The sequence below is a fragment of the Stenotrophomonas maltophilia group sp. RNC7 genome (assembly GCF_030910085.1).
In the GTDB taxonomy this organism is placed as follows: Bacteria; Pseudomonadota; Gammaproteobacteria; order Xanthomonadales; family Xanthomonadaceae; genus Stenotrophomonas; species Stenotrophomonas sepilia.
On record NZ_JAVFVN010000815.1, the window covers coordinates 1 to 22,684 of the forward strand.

Annotated in this window: 23 protein-coding genes and 1 pseudogene; 16 read left to right on the forward strand and 8 right to left on the reverse strand. The window is 68.1% G+C overall.

Features of this window, described 5'->3' with window-relative positions:
• Nucleotides 1-245: 245 nt before the first annotated feature.
• From RCF13_RS19835 to RCF13_RS19860, 6 genes are all read left to right on the forward strand, one after another.
• A complete protein-coding gene (locus tag RCF13_RS19835; RefSeq protein ID WP_100477608.1) occupies nucleotides 246-1,994 on the forward strand; it encodes a glutamine--tRNA ligase/YqeY domain fusion protein in 1,749 nt (582 codons plus the stop codon).
• 43 nt (nucleotides 1,995-2,037) lie between these two features.
• Complete coding sequence (locus tag RCF13_RS19840; RefSeq protein WP_134969207.1) at nucleotides 2,038-2,691, forward strand: hypothetical protein; 654 nt, start codon at nucleotides 2,038-2,040, stop codon at nucleotides 2,689-2,691.
• Between the two features lie 48 nt (nucleotides 2,692-2,739).
• Nucleotides 2,740-3,462: a DUF6348 family protein gene (locus RCF13_RS19845; protein WP_061478340.1), complete on the forward strand. Its 723-nt coding sequence runs from the start codon at nucleotides 2,740-2,742 to the stop codon at nucleotides 3,460-3,462.
• Between the two features lie 96 nt (nucleotides 3,463-3,558).
• On the forward strand, nucleotides 3,559-4,119 hold the full coding sequence (locus RCF13_RS19850; protein ID WP_005415358.1) for a nucleoside deaminase: 561 nt from the start codon (nucleotides 3,559-3,561) through the stop codon (nucleotides 4,117-4,119).
• Nucleotides 4,103-5,170, forward strand: coding sequence for a 23S rRNA (cytidine(2498)-2'-O)-methyltransferase RlmM (rlmM, locus tag RCF13_RS19855; RefSeq protein ID WP_134969208.1), 1,068 nt, complete (start codon nucleotides 4,103-4,105; stop codon nucleotides 5,168-5,170). Before RCF13_RS19850 ends, rlmM begins: the two co-directional genes overlap by 17 nt.
• Nucleotides 5,171-5,234: 64 nt before the next feature.
• A complete protein-coding gene (locus tag RCF13_RS19860) occupies nucleotides 5,235-5,633 on the forward strand; it encodes a hypothetical protein (RefSeq protein WP_061478342.1) in 399 nt (132 codons plus the stop codon).
• Nucleotides 5,634-5,701: 68 nt separating this feature from the next.
• On the opposite strand, the gene RCF13_RS19865 is transcribed toward RCF13_RS19860, so the two are convergent.
• The gene (locus RCF13_RS19865; RefSeq protein WP_308141478.1) at nucleotides 5,702-6,883 is read right to left on the reverse strand and encodes a UbiH/UbiF family hydroxylase; all 1,182 of its coding nucleotides are present in this window, start codon (nucleotides 6,881-6,883) and stop codon (nucleotides 5,702-5,704) included.
• Nucleotides 6,880-8,088 (reverse strand): 2-octaprenyl-6-methoxyphenyl hydroxylase, encoded by a 1,209-nt coding sequence (gene ubiH / locus RCF13_RS19870; RefSeq protein ID WP_231352555.1) that lies wholly within the window; start codon nucleotides 8,086-8,088, stop codon nucleotides 6,880-6,882. Before ubiH ends, RCF13_RS19865 begins: the two co-directional genes overlap by 4 nt.
• 109 nt (nucleotides 8,089-8,197) lie before the next feature.
• Here ubiH and RCF13_RS19875 point away from each other — a divergent pair, with 109 nt between their 5' ends.
• The 10 genes and pseudogenes from RCF13_RS19875 to RCF13_RS19920 all read left to right on the forward strand — a co-directional run bounded on the left by RCF13_RS19875 (nucleotide 8,198) and on the right by RCF13_RS19920 (nucleotide 18,066).
• On the forward strand, nucleotides 8,198-8,782 hold the full coding sequence (locus RCF13_RS19875) for a hypothetical protein (RefSeq protein ID WP_069139530.1): 585 nt from the start codon (nucleotides 8,198-8,200) through the stop codon (nucleotides 8,780-8,782).
• An 8-nt stretch (nucleotides 8,783-8,790) separates the two neighbouring features.
• Nucleotides 8,791-9,345, forward strand: a complete 555-nt coding sequence (locus tag RCF13_RS19880; protein ID WP_061478346.1) for a cob(I)yrinic acid a,c-diamide adenosyltransferase — start codon at nucleotides 8,791-8,793, stop codon at nucleotides 9,343-9,345.
• 9 nt (nucleotides 9,346-9,354) lie between these two features.
• Complete coding sequence (locus RCF13_RS19885; protein ID WP_308141479.1) at nucleotides 9,355-10,293, forward strand: histone deacetylase family protein; 939 nt, start codon at nucleotides 9,355-9,357, stop codon at nucleotides 10,291-10,293.
• An 89-nt stretch (nucleotides 10,294-10,382) separates the two neighbouring features.
• Nucleotides 10,383-12,863 (forward strand): LPS-assembly protein LptD, encoded by a 2,481-nt coding sequence (lptD, locus tag RCF13_RS19890; RefSeq protein WP_308141480.1) that lies wholly within the window; start codon nucleotides 10,383-10,385, stop codon nucleotides 12,861-12,863.
• Nucleotides 12,860-14,188, forward strand: a pseudogene (locus tag RCF13_RS19895) (peptidylprolyl isomerase); the annotation flags it as partial. The gene lptD and the pseudogene RCF13_RS19895, both read left to right, overlap by 4 nt.
• Before the next feature lie 18 nt (nucleotides 14,189-14,206).
• Nucleotides 14,207-15,187 carry a 4-hydroxythreonine-4-phosphate dehydrogenase PdxA gene (gene pdxA, locus RCF13_RS19900; RefSeq protein WP_111008015.1) on the forward strand — a complete coding sequence of 327 codons (981 nt, stop codon included), beginning with the start codon at nucleotides 14,207-14,209 and terminating at the stop codon, nucleotides 15,185-15,187.
• Nucleotides 15,184-15,987 carry a 16S rRNA (adenine(1518)-N(6)/adenine(1519)-N(6))-dimethyltransferase RsmA gene (gene rsmA, locus RCF13_RS19905; RefSeq protein WP_134969481.1) on the forward strand — a complete coding sequence of 268 codons (804 nt, stop codon included), beginning with the start codon at nucleotides 15,184-15,186 and terminating at the stop codon, nucleotides 15,985-15,987. The genes pdxA and rsmA overlap by 4 nt, the downstream gene beginning before the upstream one ends.
• Nucleotides 15,988-16,000: 13 nt before the next feature.
• Nucleotides 16,001-16,384 (forward strand): Co2+/Mg2+ efflux protein ApaG, encoded by a 384-nt coding sequence (apaG, locus tag RCF13_RS19910; protein WP_008268668.1) that lies wholly within the window; start codon nucleotides 16,001-16,003, stop codon nucleotides 16,382-16,384.
• Nucleotides 16,385-16,399: 15 nt separating this feature from the next.
• The gene (locus tag RCF13_RS19915; RefSeq protein ID WP_061478351.1) at nucleotides 16,400-17,422 is read left to right on the forward strand and encodes a symmetrical bis(5'-nucleosyl)-tetraphosphatase; all 1,023 of its coding nucleotides are present in this window, start codon (nucleotides 16,400-16,402) and stop codon (nucleotides 17,420-17,422) included.
• A complete protein-coding gene (locus RCF13_RS19920) occupies nucleotides 17,419-18,066 on the forward strand; it encodes a DUF1287 domain-containing protein (RefSeq protein WP_134969454.1) in 648 nt (215 codons plus the stop codon). Before RCF13_RS19915 ends, RCF13_RS19920 begins: the two co-directional genes overlap by 4 nt.
• An 86-nt stretch (nucleotides 18,067-18,152) precedes the next feature.
• Here the strand turns inward: RCF13_RS19920 and RCF13_RS19925 are convergent, their stop codons facing one another.
• From RCF13_RS19925 to RCF13_RS19950, 6 genes are read right to left on the reverse strand one after another with little or no spacing between them, the layout of a single operon-like run.
• Nucleotides 18,153-18,644 (reverse strand): dihydrofolate reductase, encoded by a 492-nt coding sequence (locus RCF13_RS19925; RefSeq protein ID WP_134969455.1) that lies wholly within the window; start codon nucleotides 18,642-18,644, stop codon nucleotides 18,153-18,155.
• A gap of 5 nt (nucleotides 18,645-18,649) precedes the next feature.
• A complete protein-coding gene (locus RCF13_RS19930) occupies nucleotides 18,650-19,444 on the reverse strand; it encodes a thymidylate synthase (protein WP_134969456.1) in 795 nt (264 codons plus the stop codon).
• Entirely contained in the window at nucleotides 19,441-20,328 is an 888-nt protein-coding gene (lgt, locus tag RCF13_RS19935) for a prolipoprotein diacylglyceryl transferase (protein WP_061478355.1), read from the reverse strand. Before lgt ends, RCF13_RS19930 begins: the two co-directional genes overlap by 4 nt.
• A gap of 51 nt (nucleotides 20,329-20,379) precedes the next feature.
• On the reverse strand, nucleotides 20,380-20,874 hold the full coding sequence (locus RCF13_RS19940; protein WP_005415340.1) for a TPM domain-containing protein: 495 nt from the start codon (nucleotides 20,872-20,874) through the stop codon (nucleotides 20,380-20,382).
• Nucleotides 20,874-21,743, reverse strand: a complete 870-nt coding sequence (locus RCF13_RS19945; protein WP_231352553.1) for a TPM domain-containing protein — start codon at nucleotides 21,741-21,743, stop codon at nucleotides 20,874-20,876. The genes RCF13_RS19940 and RCF13_RS19945 overlap by 1 nt, the downstream gene beginning before the upstream one ends.
• Before the next feature lie 3 nt (nucleotides 21,744-21,746).
• Nucleotides 21,747-22,364: a LemA family protein gene (locus RCF13_RS19950; protein WP_134969535.1), complete on the reverse strand. Its 618-nt coding sequence runs from the start codon at nucleotides 22,362-22,364 to the stop codon at nucleotides 21,747-21,749.
• Nucleotides 22,365-22,684: the final 320 nt, after the last annotated feature.

The following is a 22,684-nucleotide window of genomic DNA, read 5'->3' on the forward strand; positions in this document are numbered from 1 at the left end:
TGACCAGGGGGGCGTCGAACAGTTGGGCGGCGTTTTACACGATGTGCTTGGGGCGGCTCCGGGGGACAGGGGTCCAGAATACGCCGGGGGGCTGATGGGTGGTGTGGGGGGTACCCGCGTGTTGCGGGCCCGCGGCGGCCACTACCGGACGACGCGGGGGTTGCGGGCCGCGGGCCGGCAACCCCGGCAGTTCTGCCCGGTACGCGCTAGACTGTTGGTCTTTCTGCCTTTCTTTTCGCCGACTCATGTCCGAGCACACCCCCGCCAGCCCCGAGACCCCCGCCGACAGCCACGAGAAGCGCGATTTCATCCGCCAGATCGTGCGCGAGGACCTGGCCAGCGGAAAGCACCAGGCGATCAAGACCCGCTTCCCGCCGGAGCCGAACGGCTACCTGCACATCGGTCATGCCAAGTCGATCTGCCTGAACTTCGGCATCGCCGGCGAGTTCAGCGGCGTCTGCAACCTGCGCTTCGACGACACCAACCCGGCCAAGGAAGATCCGGAATACGTGGCCGCGATCCAGGACGACGTGCGCTGGCTGGGCTTTGAGTGGAACGAGCTGCGCCATGCTTCGGACTACTTCCAGGCCTATTACCTGGCCGCCGAGAAGCTGATCGAACAGGGCAAGGCCTATGTCTGCGACCTGTCGGCCGAGGAAGTGCGCGCCTACCGCGGCACCCTGACCGAGCCGGGCCGTCCGTCGCCATGGCGCGACCGCAGCGTCGAGGAAAACCTCGACCTGTTCCGCCGCATGCGCGCCGGTGAGTTCCCGGATGGCGCGCGCACCCTGCGCGCGAAGATCGACATGGCCAGCGGCAACATCAACCTGCGCGATCCTGCGCTGTACCGCATCAAGCACGTCGAGCACCAGAACACCGGCAACGCGTGGCCGATCTACCCGATGTACGACTTCGCCCATGCGCTGGGTGATTCGATCGAGGGCATCACCCACTCGCTGTGCACGCTGGAATTCGAAGACCACCGCCCGCTGTACGACTGGTGCGTGGACAACGTCGATTTCGCCCATGACGACGCGCTGACCCAGCCGCTGGTCGATGCCGGGCTGCCACGCGAAGCGGCCAAGCCGCGCCAGATCGAGTTCTCGCGCCTGAACATCAACTACACGGTGATGAGCAAGCGCAAGCTGATGGCGCTGGTCACCGAACAGCTGGTGGACGGCTGGGAAGACCCGCGCATGCCGACCCTGCAGGGCCTGCGCCGCCGTGGCTACACCCCGGCCGCGATGCGCCTGTTCGCCGAGCGCGTGGGCATCAGCAAGCAGAATTCGCTGATCGACTTCAGCGTGCTGGAAGGCGCACTGCGCGAGGACCTCGACAGCGCTGCGCCACGCCGCATGGCCGTGGTCGACCCGGTCAAGCTGGTGCTGACCAACCTTCCGGAAGGCCACGAAGAACTGCTGACCTTCAGCAACCACCCGAAGGACGAGAGCTTCGGCAGCCGCGAAGTTCCGTTCGCCCGCGAAGTGTGGATCGATCGCGAGGACTTCGCCGAAGTACCGCCGAAGGGCTGGAAGCGCCTGGTGCCGGGTGGCGAAGTGCGCCTGCGTGGCGCCGGCATCATCCGCTGCGACGAAGTGATCAAGGATGCCGACGGCACCATCACCGAACTGCGCGGCTGGCTCGATCCAGAATCGCGTCCGGGCATGGAAGGCGCCAACCGCAAGGTCAAGGGCACCATCCACTGGGTCAGCGCCGTGCACGGCGTGCCGGCCGAGATCCGCCTGTACGACCGCCTGTTCTCGGTGCCGAACCCGGACGACGAATCGGAAGGCAAGACCTACCGCGACTACCTGAACCCGGAATCGCGCCGTACTGTCACCGGCTATGTCGAGCCGGCCGCAGCCAGCGCCGCTCCGGAACAGTCGTTCCAGTTCGAGCGCACCGGCTATTTCGTTGCCGATCGCCGCGACCACACCGAAGCCAAGCCGGTGTTCAACCGCAGCGTGACCCTGCGCGACACCTGGTCGGCCTGAGGACCTGCGCGGGCGCCGGGATGGCGCCCGCACGACCGCGACGATGATCACCGCCCTGTCCGCCCTGCTCTGGTTCATCTCGCAGCATCCGCTGCTGACGTTCTTTTCGGCAATGGTGCTGGCCGGGCTGGTCTCGTGGTGGCGGCGCTTTCCGGGCTACGCCATCGTGGTGTTCCCGCTGGCGATGCTCAACATGTTCCTCGGCCACTTCCTCAACGCCACCTTCCTCAACCTGGTGGGCGAGCGCGGCGAAGCGGTGATCGTCAAGGCCGAGCGAACCAGCTCGACGCTCAACGAACAGTACATCTGGCGCTACGAAGGAGTGCTGCGTACCGCCGAGGGCCGCGATGTGGAAGTGGTGTTCCACACCAACACCGCCTCGCTGTGGCCGCTGGAAAACGCCATCCGCATCCCGGCGCGCGACCAGCCGTTCGTGGTCAAGTACACGCCGGGTTTCCCGCGCAACTTCGTCATCCTCACCAACGAATCACCCCACGGCATTGCCCAGGCCCAGGCCAGTGCGCGCGAGCGCGTGGAGATAGCGGCGCGCAAGCTGCACTTCAGCCCGGGCAATGCCGAGTTCCGCGCGGACTATCGCCGCGAACTCGAAAGCTGGCTGCGCGACCACGGCAACGACCCGCAGCAGCAGTCCGACGCGCAGCGCTATCGCGCCGAACTTGACGCGCTCGACCGCTAGCACCAGGCCCGGCCTGGATGCTCCACCCGATCCATCCACAGGCCCGACATGACCACGACGTCCACCGCCCTCCTCCCACTGCTGCAGCAGGCGCTGCAGGACGCCAGCGTCGCCAGCCGCATCGACGGCAACGCGCTGCTGCTGGACAGCGGACTGCGCCTGACCCCGCATGCGATGGCCGCACACGCGCGCGACAACGGTGGTTGGCAGACCTCCACCGTCATCGAAAGCCAGCATCCGCTGCTGTTCGCTGACGGCCTGTTCGAGTACCAGCACGCCAACGGTACCGATGAACAGGCATCGCTGCTGGCCGGTTTCCAGGCCTGGGCCCGGGTGGACCTGGTGACCCTGCAGACCGCGATCGGCGCCAAAGACGCGCAGGGGCTGCCGATGATGGGCCTGACCTATCCGGCCGGCGCTGACGGCCAGGAACTCGAACGCACCGTGGTGCTCGGTCCACTGGCGCATTACCGCGAGCATGAGATGGACACCGGCCCCCGCAGCGAAGACGATCATGGCTCCTGCCCCTGCTGCCTGTTCACCAGGAGCATGGACGCCTTCGACGAGCTGCTGAAGGCGCGCCCGTTCCTGGCCATCCGCCTGTTCGCCTCGCGCGATGCCGATGGCCTGTGCGAGGCCGATTGCCGGGTCAATGGCCACGACTTCGCCGCCGCCCTGCCATTGCTGCGCGCGTATGCCGCCAGCTGGCCGCAAGCCGGGCTGGAGTTCCGCAAGCAGTACGTGGTGATCCGCACCGGCTCGCCCGGCTGACCCACCGCCACACCCGATACAGGCCGGTGCGGCTACACTGCGCGCCGGTTTCCCTACCAACCGCATTTTCTTCCATCCCTACGAGGCACCCCCGCGATGCTGTACGCGCAAGTCCACCTGACCCTTCCCGCCTGGATCCACGACCAGATCGACCTGGATCGTCGATATCCGGGCGATGAGGCCAAGGTCGCGCTGGCGATCGAGCTGTCGCGGTTGAACGTCGAGCACGCCAGTGGCGGCCCGTTCGGCGCCGTGGTGTTCGGCCCGGATGACAAGGTGATCGCCGCCGGCGTGAACCGGGTGATGCCGCACGCCACTTCGCTGGCGCATGCCGAGAACATGGCCTACATGCTGGCCCAACAACGCCTGCAGACCCCGCGCCTGAACGCGGTGCTGTCGCCGGTCACCCTGGCCACCAGCTCGCAGCCGTGCTGCCAGTGCTACGGCGCCACCGTGTGGGCCGGCATCGACCGCCTGCTGATCGGTGCCAGTGCAGCCGATGTCGAGGAACTGACGCCATTCGACGAAGGCCCGCTGCCGGCCGACTGGGTCGGCGAGCTCAACAAGCGTGGCATCGAAGTGGTGCAGGGCCTGAACCGCGACGCCGCGCGCAGCGTGCTGCGTGCCTATGGGGAAAGCGATGGCGCCCGTTACTGAAACCGGCATCGGCCTGCTGTGCCTGTGCCGGCAGGGTTTCGAGCCCGAGCTGGCCGGCGAACTGCAGTTCCGTGCCGGCGAAGCCGGTTTCGCCGGTTATGCGCGTACCCAGCGCAATGACGGCTATGTGCTTTTCATGTGCGACGAGGCCGCGGCGCTGGCACCGCGCCTGCGCTGGCGCGAACTGATCTTCGCGCGGCAGAAGCTGGTGGTGCTGGCCGAGCTGCCACAGCTGGATCCGGCCGACCGCATCACGCCGATGCTGGAGGTGCTGGCCGATGCGCCGCGCTTCGGCGACCTGTGGGTGGAGCATCCCGATTCCGACGCTGGCAAGCCGTTGTCCGGGCTGGCGCGTGCCTTCGGCAACGCGCTGCGCCCGGCGCTGCGCAAGGCCGGCAAGCTCAGCGACAAGCCGAACACCCGCCTGCCGCGCCTGCATGTGGTGTTCGTCGACGGTACCCACGCCTTCGTCTGCGTGGCCGACCCGGCCGACAGCGCGCCGTGGGCACTGGGCATTCCGCGCCTGAAGCTGCTGCCCGAAGCGCCTTCGCGTTCGGCGCTGAAGCTGGACGAAGCGCTGCTGACCCTGCTGACGCCGGAAGAACGCGAGACGCTGGCCAAGCCCGGCATGCGCGCGGCCGACCTTGGCGCCGCCCCAGGTGGCTGGACCTGGGTGCTCACCCGGCAGCACATGCACGTGCTGAGCATCGACAATGGTCCGCTGCGCCAGCACGTGCTGGACACCGGCCTGGTCGAGCACCTGCGCGCCGATGGCTTCCATTGGCATCCGGAGCAGCCGCTGGACTGGATGGTCTGCGACATGGTCGAGCAACCGCGCCGCGTCGCCGAACGCATGGCCACCTGGTTCCGCGAAGGCTGGTGCAGGCATGCGATCTTCAATCTGAAGCTGCCGATGAAGAAGCGCTGGGACGAGACCCGGCTGTGCCTGGACCTGTTCCAGGACCAGGCCGGCAAGCCGCTGGAGGTGCGCGCCAAGCAGCTCTATCATGATCGTGAAGAGATCACCGTGCTGGCCTCGCCGCTGCGCTGATCCGTCATCGGCGGCACAGGTTGCCGGGAGTACGCTCCCGGTACCCTCTGGCAAGGAGCCTGTCATGAACCTTCCCCGTTCCGCCGTGCTGGTGGCCACCCTGCTGGCTTCGGTACCGGCGATGGCCCAGCATGGCCCGTCCACCCCTGCGCAGAGCCAGCCGCTGGGCCCGACCGGCGGCGCCATCCGTCAGCAGCCGCTGGATGCCGGCCGGGTCAGCGGCAGTGTCGATATTCCGCAGCCGGCCGGCGAGGCACAGGTGACCGTGCGCTCGCTGGAACCCAGCAGCGTGGTTGGCCAGTACCGCATCCGCTTCAGCGACCTCGACGTGAATGGCGACGGTTTCATCAGCCGCGAGGAAGCACAGGCCAATCCGGCGCTGGCCGACGAATTCAATTCGCTGGACCGCAGGCACCGCGGCAAGCTGGACCGCACCGACCTGGCCGGCTGGCTGGTGGACTGAAAAAGGGGACGGAGGGGATTAAGTCGTATGTGCACAAACGACTTAATCCCCTCCGTCCCCTTTTTTCTTCAGACGCCGGCGGCGCGCTTCCAGAACGCCTGCACCAGCGGCGGCCATCGGCCGACGCAGCCCAGCGCACGGCCCCGGGCCAGGGTCAGGTGCATCTCGTCGTTGGAGAACAGGCGGTTGATCGCATCGAAGCTGTAGGCGGCGACGTGGTTGTCGCTCCGCCGTTCGCGTGCCCAGCGCTGCAGGCGCTGCGGCGACAGCCGCGGTTGGCCGCGTCGCTCTGCCGAGGGTGCCAGCCACTGCTGCAGGGCGGCGACATCACGCAGCCCCAGGTTCACGCCCTGCCCGGCCAGCGGATGCACCACATGCGCCGCGTCACCCAACGCCAGCACACGACCGGCCACGTAGTGACGGGCCAGCTGGCGGCGCAGCGGGAATGCCGCACGCGATGAGGCCAACCGCAGCTCACCCAGGCGTGCCGCGAAGGCGCGGGTCAGTTCGCGGTTGAAGCTGTCCTCGTCCAGCGCCAGAACACGCGCCGCCTCGTCCTCGGGCAGGGTCCAGACGATCGAGCTGCGGCGTTCGGCCACCGGCAACAACGCCAGCGGCCCGCTTGGCAGAAAGCGCTGCCAGGCCGTGGCCTGATTGGGAAGATCGCTGTCCACGTAGGCCACCACGCCGCGCTGGTGGTAGTCATGCTTTTCAACCTCGATCCCGGCCAGCTGGCGCAGGGTCGATTCGGCACCGTCGGCGGCCACCGCCAACGCCGCTTCCAGGCGGCGCCCGTCATCCAGGCGCAGGCGCACGCCGTCCTCGTCCTGCTCCAGCGCGTCCACGCGTGCCGGGCAGTGCAGCTGCACACCCGCCGCCGGCAGCGCCGACCACAGGCGGTCCTGCAGCAGCCCGTTCTCGACGATGTAGCCCAGTTCGCGACGGCCGAAGCGATCGGCGTCGAACAGCAGATCCTCGCCACCGGCAGCGTCCCACACCTGCATGCGCCGGTAGGGCCATGCACGGGCCTGCGCGATCGCCGGCCACACGCCCAGGCGGTTCAGCAGCTGTACGTTGTCGGCAGCGAAGGCGAACACGCGCAGGTCCGGCTGTGCGGCCTGCCACGGCGCCGGTTCGCGACCGTCCACCAGCGCCACCGACAGGCCGGCATCAGCCAGCGCCAGCGCACACGCGGCACCGACCACGCCACCGCCGATGATGGCCACATCAAGACGCGCGCGCCGGCTCATGCCGCTTCTCCACGGCACAGCCGCGGCACCTCGCCGCGGAAGCCCATCGCACCACCGACCAGCATCGATTGCACCGAGGCGCGCTGCGCGGCCACCAGGCCGAGGCTGCGCAGCGGCCGCATCAGCGGCGCCGGGTTGCTGGTCAGGCGCGCCAGCCCGCCGGAGAACGCCACCGTCTGCCGGCGGTCCTCTTCGCGGCGCGCGACATAGGCCTGCAGCAGTGCATCGCTGCCGGCATCCTCATGCGCATCCTCCAGCAGTTCGGCCAGGGTCAGCGCATCGCGCAGGCCCAGGTTGAAGCCCTGTGCACCCAGCGGATGGATGGTCTGCGCGGCATTGCCGAGCAGCACCGCGCGCTCTCCGGCCAGCGCGCGCGCCAGCACCTGGATGAGCGGATACGCACTGCGCGGGCCGGATTCGAGCAGCCGGCCTGCGCGCCAGCCGATCGCGTTCTGCAGGCGTTGCAGCCAAGCCGCATCGTCCAGCGCCATCACCGCATCGGCCTGGTCGCGCGCCACACCGTGCACGGTGCCGAAGTGGCGATCGCCACGCGGCAGCAGGGCGGTCGGGCCGGTATCGGTGAAGCGCTCCCAGGCGGTGCCGTCCGGCGCGCGCTGGCTGCGCACGCGGGCCACGAACAGGGTCTGCTGGAAATCATGGCGGTCGACCTCGATGCCGAGCGCACCGCGCACGCCACTGGTCGTACCGTCGGAACCCACCACCAGCCGTGCCAGCAATACGCGCTCGCCGGTCTCTTCGGCCACCCGCACCTGGCGGTAGCCGTCGACCACCTCGCCCAGGCCCAGGAAACGCATCGGCCGGTAGCGCCGCAGCCGCGGCAGCTCCTGCAGGCGCGCTTCCAGCGCCTGGCCGAAGTCCCGCGCCACCACCACCTGGCCGAACCACGGCCGGTCGTAGTCGGAAGCCTCCAGCTGCACCCGGCCGAAATCGCCGGCGCGGCTGACGTGGATGCGGCGGATCGGGCCCGGCGCCATCGCCAGCTTCTGCATGACCCCCAGCGCGGTCAGCGCATTGACCGTGGCAGCGGCAAAACTGAGGTTGCGCTGGTCGAACACCGCCGGCAGCTCGCCGGCCGGGCTGGCCTCGAGCAGGCCCACATCGAGGCCCAGGCGGTCCAGGGCGATGGCCAGGCTGGCACCGACCAGGCCACCACCGACGATCAGCACGTCATGTCGTTCACTCATGGTGTTCATGATACGCGCTCGCCCTGCCCGAACACCCAACATCACCCGACCTGCGCCAACCGGCGCGGCGGGCTAGAATGAAACCTGAATCCGCTCCGGGCCCGCTGCCATGTCCGCCACCGCCAACCGCGCCTTTGTCCTGTCCGTCCTCGTGCTGTTGCTGGCGGCGACCCGGGTCAACCACTTCGCGGCGATCCCCGATGCCTCCTGGGCGGTGTTCTTCATCGGTGGCTTCTACCTGGCCACGTGGACACGCTGGGCGTTTCCGCTGTTGATGGTGTTCGCCGTGCTGGTGGACTGGATCGTGATCCGCAGCAGCGGCCTGGATTTCTGGCAGCACTACTGCGTGTCGCCGGGTTACTGGCTGCTGCTGCCGGCATACTTCTCGCTGTGGGCCGGCGGCATGCTGCTGGGCCGCAACTACCAGGGCGCACGCTGGCCGGTGCTGGCCAAGGGTACGCTGCTGCTGGTGGCCTCGGTGGCGGTCTGCCACCTGCTGGCGCAGGGCGGTTTCTACTGGACCACCCGCAACGTGGCCGAGCCGACGCTGGCCGGCTGGGCGCAGAACTACGCACAATGGTTCGGCCCCTACCTGCGCACCACCGCGATCTACGTGGCGCTGGCGGCGGCATTGCAGCTGGCCGTGGAGCAGGTACTGAAGCTCCAGCAGGCCCGCCGCGACATCCGGCACTGAGCCGCGCCATGGGTCATCGCCTCTCGCGCATCTATACCCGCACCGGCGACGACGGCAGTACCGGCCTCGGCGACGGCCAGCGCGTCGCCAAGGACGACGCCCGGGTGGCGTCCTACGGCACCGTCGATGAAGCCAACGCTGCGCTCGGCCTACTGCTTGCCACCGCGCTGCCCGAGGATGTCCGCGCGCTGGTGGTGCATCTGCAGCACCAGCTGTTCGACCTGGGTGCCGAGCTGTGCATCCCCGGCCACGCCGCTATCCACGCCGCCGATGTCTCGGCACTGGAACAGCAGCTGGACCACTACAACGCCAACCTGCCGATGTTGAAGGAGTTCATCCTGCCGGCCGGTGGCGAGGCCGCCGCACGCTGCCACCTGGCCCGCACCATCGTCCGCCGCGCCGAGCGCGAGACGGTCACCCTGGCCCGCCACGAAGCCGTGCGCAGCGAGGCGTTGCAGTACCTCAACCGGCTGTCGGACCTGTTGTTCGTGCTGGCCCGCGTACTGGCCCGCGCCGACGGCCATGGCGAGGCGCTGTGGCAGCCACAGCAGCGCCAGCGCTGAGTCGGCACGATGCTGGTCTTCACCCATCCGTCCTGCCTGCTGCATGATCCCGGCCCTGGCCATCCGGAGTGCCCGCAACGCCTGCAGCAGGTACTCGATGCCCTGCACACCGCGTTCCCCGGCCAGCTGGACTGGCGCGAGGCGCCGCCGGCCAAGTTCGGCGAACTGACCCGGGTCCACGACAGCGCCCTGCTCGACTTCGTGCTGCAGCCGCAGACCGCGCCGCTGCGCCAGCTGGACATGGATACCTGGACCTCGCCGGGCTCGGCAAGTGCCGCCGTGCACGCCGCCGGCGCCGGGGTGGCCGCGGTCGATGCGGTGATGCTGGGCGAGGACCCGCTGGCCTTCTGCGCGGTGCGGCCGCCGGGCCACCACGCCACCAGCAGCACCGCGATGGGCTTCTGCCTGCTCAACAACATTGCCATTGCCGCGGCCCATGCCCGCGACCGCCATGGGCTGGAGCGGATCGCGGTGGTCGATTTCGATGTCCACCATGGCAACGGCACCCAGGACATCTTCCAGCACGACGCCCGGGTCTCGTACTACAGCACCCACCAGGCCGGGCTGTTCCCCAATTCCGGCCTGCGCCGCGACCACGGTGCCGGCAACCTGATGAACATCCTGCTGCCCCCGGGCAGTGGCGGTTTCCGCTTCCGCAACGTGTGGGCCGACGAGATGCTGCCGGCCATCGACGACTTCCGTCCGCAGCTGCTGCTGATCTCGGCCGGCTTCGACGCCCACCTGCGTGACCCGCAGGCCGACCTGATGCTGGAAACCGACGATTTCGCCTGGATCACCCGGGAACTTCATGCGCTGGCGCGCCGTCATGCAGCCGGCCGGGTGGTCTCGATGCTGGAAGGCGGCTATGACCTGCAGGCCCTTGCCGAGTGCAGCGTGGCCCATGTCCGGGCCCTGCTGCTGCCCCCTCCCGGCAGCGTCTCCGGATGAACCCGAGCCGGCAGGCTCCGGCGTCCTTCATTGCCCCTATGCAAGGGATGGGGCAAGCTACCGTCCGTTTTCGCCCGAATCCGAACCGCGTGCGCCGAGCCCTCCGCCTGCTTCCCCTGCCTCTGAGCATCGCCATCTGCCTGCCGGCAATGGCCGATGAAAAGCCGCTCAACTGGGGCCTGTGCCCGGCTACCGACGTGATTCCCGCGTTCACCGATGCCCCCACCCCGGTCCCGGGGCAGGACAAGGCCGCCGCCAGCGCTGCGCGCGAGCAGCAGCCGACCGACATCGAGGGTGACCAGCTGCTGGGCACGACCACCGTGCCGCAGTACGAAGGCAACGTGGCCCTGCGCCGCGGCGACCAGTTCGTCGGCACCGACAAGCTCAGCTTCGATACCGAGAGCGGCAACTACATCGCCGACGGCAATGTCCGCTACCAGGACTCCTCGATCCGCATGGTCGCCAAGCGCGCCGAGGGCAACCAGGAAAGCGACACCCACAAGATCACCGACATCAAGTACCAGCTGGTGTCGCGCCGCGGCAACGGCGATGCCGAGTCGGTCGACCTGCAGGGCGCGGTCGGCCAGATGCACCGCTCCACCTACACCACCTGCGACCCGTCACAGCCGGTGTGGAAGCTGTCGGCGCCGCAGATCGAAGTGGACAACGACGAGGGCTTCGGCACCGCCCGCAACGCCGTGCTGCGGATCGGCAAGGTGCCGGTGCTGTGGGCGCCGTACTTCAAGTTCCCGATCGATGACCGCCGCAAGACCGGCCTGCTGTTCCCGCAGCTGGGCATGTCCGGGCGCAACGGATTCGACTACGCACAGCCGATCTACTTCAACCTGGCGCCGAACTACGACGACACGTTGACCCCGCGCTACATGAGCCGGCGCGGCCTGATGCTCGACAACGAGTTCCGCTATCTCTACAACGGCGGCCGCGGTGAACTGCTGACCGCGTTCATGCCCAACGACAAGCTGCGCGACCGCGACCGCGGCCGGGTGATGTTCAGCGGTTACCACAACGTGGACAGCCACTGGCAGGCCCGCGCCAACCTGGCCTGGGTCAGCGACGAGCGCTATGTCGAGGACTTCGCCAACCGCCTGGTCGGGGTGACTGCCTCGAACCTGCAGAGCACCGTAGGCCTGTACGGCACCGGCAGGAACTGGACGGCCGGCATCATGGCCGACCGCTGGCAGCTGACCGACTACACGCTCAATGAAAGCGCGCTGCCGTACAACCGCCAGCCGCGCCTGTACCTCAACTGGGACAAGCCGGTCCTGCCGTGGCTGGAAACCGGCATCTATGCCGAAGCCGTGCGCTTCACCCACGACGACATCAACTTCAAGTACGGCGCCGATGCGGGACCCGACCTGCAGTACACGCGCAACGGCCAGACCCAACGCATGTACGGCGGCTCGCGCCTGGACGTGAAGCCGTACGTGTCGTTCCCGATCAGTGGCGCGGCCTGGTACGTCACCCCGACCCTGGCCTACCGCTACACCGGCTACGACCTGGACCAGGGACTGGCTGACAGCGTCCGCCGCAACGTGCTGGCCTCGCAGGGGATCGACCCGAACACCGCCACGCCGGAGCAGCTGCGCGGCAACAAATCGCCCAGCCGCAGCCTGCCGATCGGCAGCATCGACGCCGGCCTGTTCTTCGATCGCGAGACCACCATCGGCGGCAAGTCATTCCTGCACACGCTGGAACCGCGCCTGTTCTACCTGCGCACGCCGTACCGCAACCAGGACGAGCTGCCGATCTTCGATACCCGTGACTTCACCTTCAGCTGGGGCCAGCTGTTCCGCGACTCGCGCTACACCGGCGCCGACCGCCAGAACGATGCCAACCAGCTGACCCTGGCACTGGGCACCCGCTTCATCGACCAGACCACCGGCAAGGAACGCTTCTCGGCTGCCATCGGCCAGATCCAGTACTTCGACGAGTCGCGGGTGACCGTCACCCCGGGCGGCGCGCCGGTGGAAAAGGGCAAGTCGGCGTGGATCGCCGACGGCAACTACATGATCAACGACCGCTGGACCCTGGGTGCCACCTACCAGTGGGACCCGAAGTACAAGCGCGAGGATCTGGCCAGCGTCCGCGCCCGCTACCTGATGCCCAACGATGGCGTGATCAACCTCAGCTACCGCTACCGCATCAACTCGGGCGCCCCGGCCACCGCCAACAAGCACGACCGTACCCCGCTGGAACAGGCCGACCTGTCGTTCCTGTACCCGCTGAATGCGCGCTGGAGCCTGGTTGGCCGCTACTACTACTCGCTGCAGGACAAGGAACCGCTGGAAATCATCGCCGGCGTCCAGTGGGACAGCTGCTGCCTGGCCGTGCGTGCGGTCGCCCGCCGTTACGTCCGCAACCGCGAAGGCGAGATGAACAACGCCATCCAGCTGGAGTTCGTGCTCAAGGGCCTGAGCTCCCTGGGGCAGGACACGGACCGTACCCTGCGCCGTGCTATCCTCGGCTACAACCGCGACGACCTCTATCTCGTGCCGCCGAGCAACACCGGGGCGACCCGGGATGACTACGATCCGAACCTGATCCCATGACCAAGCGCTTCCCCGTTCTTCTCGCCTCGCTGCTGGCGGTGTCCAGCGTGTCCGCCCCCCTGCAGGTGCTTGCCCAGGAGGCGCAGCCGCTTGACCGCATCGCTGCCGTCGTCGATGAGGACGTGATCCTGCAGAGCGAGCTCCAGCGTGCGATCGCCAACATCAAGGCGCAGTATGCCGGCCGCGAAAACCAGCTGCCGCCGGAAGACGTGCTCAGCCGCCAGGTGCTCGAACGCCTGGTGCTGGTCAAGCTGCAGGTAGCCCGGGCCCAGGGCAGCGGCATCCGCGTCAGCGACCAGGAGCTGAACCAGGCGATGAACGCCATCGCCCAGCAGAACGGTTCGAACCTGGACGCCCTTCGCCAGCGCCTGGCCCATGACGGTATCGATTTCAACGATTTCCGCGCGTCGGTGCGTGACGAGATCACCGTGCAGCGCCTGCGCCAGAGCTTCGCGCAGAGCCGCATCAGCGTCAGCGAGGGTGAAGTCGACGCCGCGCTGAAGCAGCAGGCCACGGTAGGCAACCAGTACCACCTGGCGCACATCCTGATCGCCCTGCCCGACGGTGCCAACGCCGACCAGATCGCCACCGGCCAGAAGAAGGCCGATGGCGTGAAGGCCCTGCTGGACAAGGGCGAGCTGGACTTCAACGCGGCGGCCGTGCGCTATTCGGACAGCCCGAACGCACTGGAAGGCGGCGATCTGGGCTGGCGCAGCCTGGATGAAATCCCGCAGGCCTTTGCCCAGTTGATGGAAAAGATGAAGCCGGGCGAGGTGGTCGGCCCGATCCGCGGCCCGAGCGGCTTCCAGCTGCTGAAGCTGGTGGAAGTGCGTGACAGCAGTTCCGCCGCCGGTGAGCAGACGGTCACCGAGTACCACGGCCGCCACATCCTGGTCCGCGTGGACGACAACCAGACCGATGCCGCTGCCAAGGCCAAGATCGATACCCTGCGCGCCCGCATTGCTGGCGGCGCCGACTTCCAGACCGTTGCCAGGGAGTCCTCCGAGGACAACAACAGCAAGGGCCAGGGCGGTGATCTCGGCTGGTTCCCGGCTGACGCGTTCGGTCCGGCCTTCGGCCAGCAGGTGAGTGGCCTGCAGGATGGTGGCGTCAGCCAGCCGTTCCGCACCGACGCCGGTTGGCACATCGTGCAGCGCGTGGCGACCCGCCAGACCGACGTGACCACCGACAACCAGCGTGCCCAGGTCCGCGAGACCATCGGCCGTCGCAAGCTGGAAGACGAGTACAACCGCTTCCTGCAGGAACTGCGTGGCGAAGCCTACGTCAGTTTCCGCAGCGGCGACCGCGCGGAAAACACCGCCACTCCGCCGCAGTCCTGACCGATGCGCCCCGAGCTCGCTCTGGTACCGGGCGAGCCCGCCGGGATCGGCCCGGAGCTGTGTGTCCGCCTCGTCCAGCAGCCGCGTGAAGATTGCCGGCTGCTGGCCTTCGCCGACCCGGACACCCTGCGCGCGGCCGCGGCCGCGCTGAACCTGCCCCTGCAACTGCTGCCCGAGGACGCCGAAGCACGCGTCCCGGGCGATCTGCGCCTGCGCGCCGTCCGCAACGCGGCGCCCAGCCACTTCGGCCAGGCCGATCCGGCCAATGCCAGCGCGGTCATCGGTGCCCTGCTCGGCGCCGGCCAGGCCTGCCTGTCCGGTGAGCTGCACGGTGTGGTGACCGGCCCGGTGCACAAGGCGGTCATCAACGAAGGCGGCATTGCCTACAGTGGCACCACTGAACTGCTGGCCGACCAGGCCGGAGTGAAGGTGGTGATGATGCTGGCCAATCACATTGTCCGCGTGGCGCTGGCCACTACCCACCTGCCGCTGCGCGAGGTGGCCGATGCGATCACCGCGCCCAGCCTGGAACACACCCTGCGCACGGTGCATGCCGCGCTGCGCCGCGAGTTCGGCCTGCCTGCGCCGCGCATCGCGGTGCTCGGGCTGAACCCGCATGCCGGCGAAGACGGCCATCTGGGACGTGAGGAACTGGACCTGGTCATCCCGCTGCTGCAGCGCCTGCGCGCGGAGGGCATGGACCTGGTCGGGCCGCTGCCGGCCGACACCGCCTTCCTGCCGGCCAAGCTGGCCGGTTTCGACACCGTGCTGGCGATGTACCACGACCAGGGCCTGCCGGTGCTGAAGTATTCCGGCTTCGAGCAGGCGGTGAACCTGACCCTGGGTCTGCCCTACCCGCGCGTGGCGGTCGACCATGGCACCGCGCTGGACCTGGCCGGCCGCGGCATCGCCGATCCTTCCAGCCTGCAGGCGGCAACGACGCTGTGTGCGCAGCTGGCGCGGCAACGTACACTGAGCGCATGAATTCCCCGCATTCCCCCTCAGGCCCGGTGTTCACCGCACCGGCCAAGAAGCAGCTTGGCCAGCATTTCCTGGCCGATCGCCACTACATCGACAAGATCGTGATGGCGGTCAACCCGAAAGAGGGTGACCGCCTGGTCGAGATCGGACCCGGCCAGGGCGCCATCACCCTGCCGCTGCTGCGCGTGCACCCGAAGCTGACGGTGATCGAGTTCGACCGCGACCTGATCGCGCCGTTGACCGCCGCCGCCGAGCCGCTGGGCGAGCTGACCATCGTCCACCGCGACGTGCTGCGCGTGGACTTCACCGAACTGGCCGACGGCCAGCCGATCCGCCTGGTCGGCAACCTGCCCTACAACATCTCCTCGCCGATCCTGTTCCATGCGCTGGAGCATGCCGCGGTGATCCGCGACATGCACTTCATGCTGCAGAAGGAAGTGGTCGACCGCATGGCGGCTGGCCCCGGGAGCAAGGTGTATGGCCGCCTCAGCGTGATGCTGCAGGCCTACTGCCAGGTGACCTCCCTGTTCGTGGTGCCGCCGGGCGCGTTCCGGCCGCCGCCGAAGGTCGATTCCGCCGTGGTGCGGCTGGTGCCGCGTGACCCGGCCTCGATCAGCATCAACGACCACACGCGCTTCGCCGAGGTGGTCAAGGCCGCCTTCGGGCAGCGCCGCAAGACCCTGCGCAATGCCCTGAACAATGTGGTGTCCGCCGAGCAGTTCATCGCTGCCGGCGTGCGTCCCGATGCCCGCGCCGAACAGCTGGACGTGGCCGAATTCATCGCTTTGGCCAATGCCTCCTGATTACACTGCCGGTATGGAAGACGCTGACGTATATGCCATCTCCGTCGAAGTCGCGCCGCGCTTCCTCGACGATCAATCCGCGCCCGAAGACGGTCGCTTTGCGTTCGCCTACACGATCCGCATCCACAACCAGGGGCGGGTCGCCGCACGCCTGGTCGCACGCCACTGGCGCATCACCGATGCCAATGGCCGTGTCGAGCATGTCGATGGCGACGGGGTGATCGGCGAGCAGCCGCGGCTGCGCCCCGGTGAAGACTTCCGTTACACGTCCGGTGTCATGCTGGGGACCGATCACGGGACGATGCAGGGGCACTACGACATGGTCGCCGACGATGGCACCGAATTTGCCGCGCCGGTCGCACCGTTCGTGCTGGCCGTGCCGCGTACCCTGCACTGACACGGAGGCCGAACGATGAGTGTGTGGGCGATCGGCGACCTGCAGGGCTGCTACGACGTTACCCAGCGGTTGCTGGAGAAGATCCGCTTCGACCCGGCCCAGGACACCCTGTGGTTCTGCGGCGACCTGGTCAACCGTGGCGGCCAGTCGCTGGAAACGCTGCGGCTGGTGCATTCGCTTCGCGAGCACAGCGTGGTGGTGCTGGGCAACCATGATCTTTCGCTGCTGGCCGTCGGTGCACGCACCGAAGAGGAGCAGCGCAAGGTCAACCCGGACCTGCTGCGCATCGTGCAGGCCGAGGACCGCGACGAACTGCTGGACTGGCTGCGCCTGCAGAAGCTGGTGCATGTGGATCGCGAGCTGGGCTGGATGATGGTGCACGCCGGCCTGGCGCCGAAGTGGACAACGCAGATGGCAGAGAAGCACGCTGCCGAAGTCGAGGTGCAGCTGCACGGCGCCGGCTACCGCAAGCTGTTCCGCAACATGTACGGCGACAAGCCAAGCTGGGCGCCGAACCTGTCCGGCTACGACCGTTCGCGCGCGATCATCAACGTGCTCACCCGCATGCGCTACTGCACCCCGCGCGGGCGCATCGGCATCGAGGACAAGGGCACCCCCGGCACGCAGGAACAGGGACTCTACCCCTGGTTCGAAGTACCGGGCCGGGTCGAGCGCGACCTCAAGATCGTCTGCGGCCACTGGTCGGCGCTGGGCCTGACCATCACCCAGGGCGTGCACGCCATCGACACCGGCGCAGTCTGGGGCGGCAAGCTGACCGCGATCCAGCTCGATACCGACGAGCTGCGCGTGGTGCAGGTGCCGGGCCGCGATGTACCGGCACCCGTACCCCACGCCCGCCCGCCGGCGCGACCGGCGCACGAGCGCCCCGCCGCTGCGGTGCAGGGCAAGGAACAGGGCGGCGGTAACGCTCCGGCCGCCACCCCGGGCAATCGCGGCCCGCGCCGTCGTCGCCGTCGAGGTGGTGGTGGTGGTGGCTCTGCGGGCCCCGGCAACAGCAGTCCCCCGCCGCAGGCATGACGCGACGCGGCTGGGCACCATGGAGGGTGCTGCTGCTGACGCTGGCCCTGGCCAGCGGCTGCCAGCCTGCTTCGGCCCCGGCTCCCACCGGCGGCGGAAATGCCGCGGCCACGCCATCGCAGCCACAGGCGCCTTCGCCGCCACTGGTGGCTGCAGCGCGCGCGCAGATCGGCGTCACCACCCGTTACGATCCCGCCTACCAGGTCCTGTCCTATCCTGGCGGCGACGTCCCGGTTGATCGCGGCGTGTGCACCGACGTGGTGGTGCGCGCGCTGCGCAGCCTGGACGTGGACCTGCAGGCCCGCGTGCATGAAGACATGCGCGGCAACTTCAGTGCCTATCCGGCGATCTGGGGCCTGTCACGGCCGGACCGCAACATTGATCATCGACGTGTGCCGAACCTGATGCGCTGGTTCGAACGGCAGGGCTGGCAGCAACCGATCACCGCCCTCGCCACCGACTATGCGGCCGGTGACATCGTGGCCTGGAAGCTCAACGGCAACGGTCTGCTGCATGTCGGCATCGTCTCCGACCGGAGGCTGGCCAATGGCACACCGCTGGTGCTGCACAACATCGCACGCGGCACGCGTGAAGAGAACCTGCTGTTCCAGCACGCGATCATCGGGCACTACCGGATGCCGTAGGCCCCTGTAGAGCCGGGCCATGCTCGGCTACGGGAGGTGTCAGGCAACAGCAGCCGAGCATGGCTCGGCTCTACAGGAAACCATCCTCAGCGGCGCACGTAGTGCACGAAGCGGAACGCATAGGCGTGGCGGTCATCGGCCGGATGCGGCTCGCTGCTCACTTCCCGCCAGTCCTGCGCCTCCACCTTGGGGAAATGGGTGTCGGCGGGGACTTCGGCATCGACCCAGGTCAGGTACAGGTCGCTGGCCTGGTCCAGCAGCTGGTGGAAGATCTCGCCGCCGCCGATGATGCACAGCTCGCTGGCGCCCTCGCCTTCGGCAATCGCCTTCGCCTCGTCCAGCGACGCCACCGCGCGCATGCCCGCGAACGGCACCTGCCCGCTGCGGGTCAGCACCAGGTTGGTCCGCCCCGGCAGTACGCGGCCGATCGACTCGGCCGTCCTGCGCCCCATCAGGATCGGCTTGCCCAGGGTGAGCGCCTTGAAATGCTTGAAATCATCCGGCAGGTGCCAGGGCATCGCATTGCCCTGGCCGATGCCACGGTTGCGGTCCAGCGCCACGATCATCGAGAGCTTCATGGCACTCACACCGCCACCGGCGCCTTGATCGCCGGGTGCGGGTCATAGCCGTCGATGCGGATGTCGTCGAACCGGAAACCGAACAGGTCGGTCACCTCCGGGTTCAACCACAGCTTCGGCAGCGCGCGCGGTTCACGCGAAAGCTGCTCGCGCGCCTGCTCGAAGTGGTTCGAATACAGGTGCGCGTCGCCCAGCGTATGCACGAAGTCGCCCACGCCCAGGCCGGTGGCCTGCGCCACCATGTGGGTCAGCAGCGCATAGCTGGCGATGTTGAACGGCACGCCGAGGAAGATGTCGCCGCTGCGCTGGTACAGCTGGCAGCTGAGCTTGCCGTCCACCACGTAGAACTGGAACAGGTTGTGGCACGGCATCAGCGCCATCTGCGAAAGCTCGCCCACGTTCCAGGCGCTGACCACCAGCCGGCGCGAATCAGGGTTGCGCTTGATCTCGTCCACCAGCCACTGCATCTGGTCGATCTCGCGGCCATCGGCGGTGGGCCAGCTGCGCCACTGCCTGCCGTAGACCGGGCCGAGGTCGCCGTTCTCGTCGGCCCACTCGTCCCAGATGCGTACCTGGTTGTCTTTCAGGTAGCCGATGTTGGTATCGCCCTTCAGGAACCACAGCAGCTCATGGATGATCGAGCGCAGGTGCAGTTTCTTGGTGGTGACCAGTGGGAAGCCGTCGGCCAGATTGAAACGCATCTGCCAGCCGAACACGCTGCGGGTACCGGTGCCGGTGCGGTCGCTCTTCTCGGCGCCGTGCTCGAGCACGTGCGAGAGCAGGTCCAGGTAAGCCTTCATGCCTTGCCCTCCGCAGCCGTCACCGGTTGCGGCTGCAGCACCGGCGCGCGGCGCGACATCGCCAGCAGCACCAGGCCGAAGGCGATGAGCGGCAGGCTGAGGATCTGGCCACGGGTCAGCCAGTCGAAGGCCACATAGACGCCGTTGTCGGGCATGCGTACGAATTCGACGGCGAAGCGGAACAGGCCGTACATCAGCGCGAACAGGCCGCCGACCAGGTAACGGTGGCGCGGCTTGGCCGACACCGTCCACAGCACCACGAACATCACCAGGCCTTCCAGGAACGCTTCATACAGCTGCGAGGGATGGCGGGCGAACTGGTTCAGCGCGCCGGTGGCGAACTGCGCCTGCAGGGTCGCGTGGTCCAACTGGTTCAGCGGCGCCGGCAGGCCCGACGGGAACACCACGCCCCACGTGCCGTCGGTGTACTTGCCCCACAGCTCGGCGCCGATGAAGTTGCCGATGCGACCAAAACCCAGGCCCAGCGGTACCAGCGGCGCCATGAAATCCATGGTGTCGAAGAAGTGCAGCGCGTGCTTGCGCGACCACCACCAGCAGGCACCCAGCACGCCCAGCAGGCCGCCATGGAAGCTCATGCCGCCGTCCCACACCTTGAACAGCAGCAGCGGGTTGTGCAGGAAATCGCCCAGCGCGTAGAACAGCATGTAGCCGATGCGCCCGCCCAGCACCACGCCAAGCATGGCGTAGAACAACAGGTCGGAGAAGCCGTTGGCATCGACGCCCGGCAGGCGCCCGGCGGCGATGCGCGTGCGGCCCAGCAGCCAGGCCGCAGTGAAGCCGAGCAGGTACATGATGCCGTACCAGTGCACCTTGATCGGCCCCAGCGAGAGGGCGATGGGGTCGATGTCGTGGAAATAGATCATGGAAGGTGCCTTGCGGTTGAACGCCTATTCTCGGGCCAGTGCCGCCCCGGCTCAACCAAGGAGCTGGGGCGAGTTCGGCAACGCGTCATCGTTCGACCGGGTCGAGGCCGGAAAGTGCCCTTCGATCAGGCTGGAGACCTCGTCGATGGCATCCTGCAGCGCTTCCACCGGATTGGAACCACGCAGGCCCTCGCGCAGATGGGTGCAGACCCGCTGCCACTGCGCCGGGCTGACCCGGCCATGCAGGCCGCGGTCGGCGACGATCTCGATGGCATGGTCGGCCAGCAGCAGGTAGATCAGCACGCCGTTGTTGTGGGCGGTGTCCCAGGTGCGCAGGCGTGCGAAGGCATGCTCGGCGGCCTGCCTCGGGGTGACCTTGTGCCACAACGCGGCCAGCGGCAGATCAGCCTCCACCGCAAACATCACCTGACCGCCGTGGCGCTGCTCACCGGCGGCGATGGCCTCGGTGATCGCCTGCAGCGTGGCTGGCGGGAACGCGCGACGTACCGACGGCGAACATACATGGCGGAACAGACGTTGGATCATCACCAGCCTCCCGAAGCGCCACCGCCACCGGAACGGCCACCGCCGCCGCCCCAGCCGCCACCACCGCCGAAGCCGCCTCCCCCGCCCCAGCTGCCGCCGCCCCAGCCACCACCGCCGGCAAAGCGCCCCGGGTGGCCGGACAGCATCGCCACGATCAGGCCAACCACGCCGGCCAGGCCACTGGCCAGCAGGGTGGAGGTGAACAGGAACGCCGCCAGCGCCGCACCGGCACCGCCGAGCAGGCCGCGCAGCGGTCGCGGTACGCGCGAGAACACGCCGCGCAGGATGCTGCCGGCGAACACGCCGATGAACAGCGCCAGGAACCAGGTGTCGCCGCCACCGCCGGGCTCGCGCCCGCGATGACCGCTGACCGGTGCCGGCAGCGTTTCGCCGTCGATCAACTTGACCAGCACCGCCGTGGCATCGCTGATGCCACCGGCGTAGTCGCCGCTGCGGAAGCGTGGGACCAGGTATTCCTGGATGACCCGGTTGGCGATGGCATCGGGAATCGCGCCTTCCAGGCCGTAGCCCGGTTCGATGCGCACGCGCCGGTCGTCCTTGGCCACCACCAGCAGCACGCCGTCATCCACGCCCTTGCGGCCGATCTGCCACTGGTCGAAGACCCGCGTGGTGTACTGCGCGATGTCTTCCGGCTGGGTGGTGGGCACCACCAGCACCTGCAGCTGGCTGCCCTTGCGCTGCTGCAGTTCCAGCGCCTGCTGCACCAGTGCCTGCTTCTGCGCGGCATCCAGCGTGCCGGTGGTATCGACCACCGGCGAATCCAGCGCAGGAACCGGCGCCAGCTGCTGCGCCTGCGACGCCAGCGGCAGCCACAGCAGCAGGGCCAGCAGCGCAGTGGCCAGGCGCATCGGTCAGTGGCCCGGCTGCGACGCCGGCTGCTGCGGCGCGTTGCCGAAATCGACCGTCGGTGCGTTGGAAATCTGCGCTTCGTTGTCCACGGTGAAGTTCGGCTTGGTCTTGTAACCGAAGAGCTTGGCGGTGATCACCTGCGGGAACGAACGGATGTAGGTGTTGTAGTCCTGCACCTGCTGGATGTAACGACCACGCGCAACCGTGATCCGGTTTTCGGTGCCTTCCAGCTGGGCCTGCAGGTCGCGGAAGTTCTGGTCGGACTTCAGCACCGGATAGTTCTCGGTCACCACCAGCAGCCGCGACAGCGCACTACCCAGTTCGCCCTGGGCCTGCTGGAACTGCTTGAGCGAGGCTTCGTCATCGGCGTTGACGTTGATCTGACCGACGCGCGAACGGGCGTTGGTGACTTCGGTCAGCACGCGCTCTTCCTGGCTGGCGAAACCTTTGACGGTCTGCACCAGGTTGGGCACCAGGTCGGCGCGGCGCTTGTACTGGTTGAGCACTTCGGACCAGCTGGCCTTGACCGCCTCGTCCTTCTGCTGGATGGCGTTGTAGCCGCAGCCGGACAGCAGGGAGGCCAGCAGCATCAGGGGCAGGACACGGGTGAACAGGCGCATGGCGGAGGTTCCGGGTGGGCTTGGCGCCGAGCATGCCATGGTTCGGGTGAAAGACCGGCCATCGGGCGCCGCCCCCTCCGCGGTGTGGTCCCCAGCTCGGGGTGGGCCGGGAGGGTGGGTCGGCTGGGGGCCGCTGCAAGTACGTCCATGTAAGCTCGGTCGCCGCATCCATGCGGCTCACTGATCTGGCCCCCCGTCAGCGGACGCCAAGAAGCGATACTTTGATCGCACTTGGAGGTCCCTTATGTCCCGTATCACCCGTCGTAGCTACACCGATGAGTTCAAGCACCAAGCCGTGGAGTTGGCCGAGTCGCTCGGAC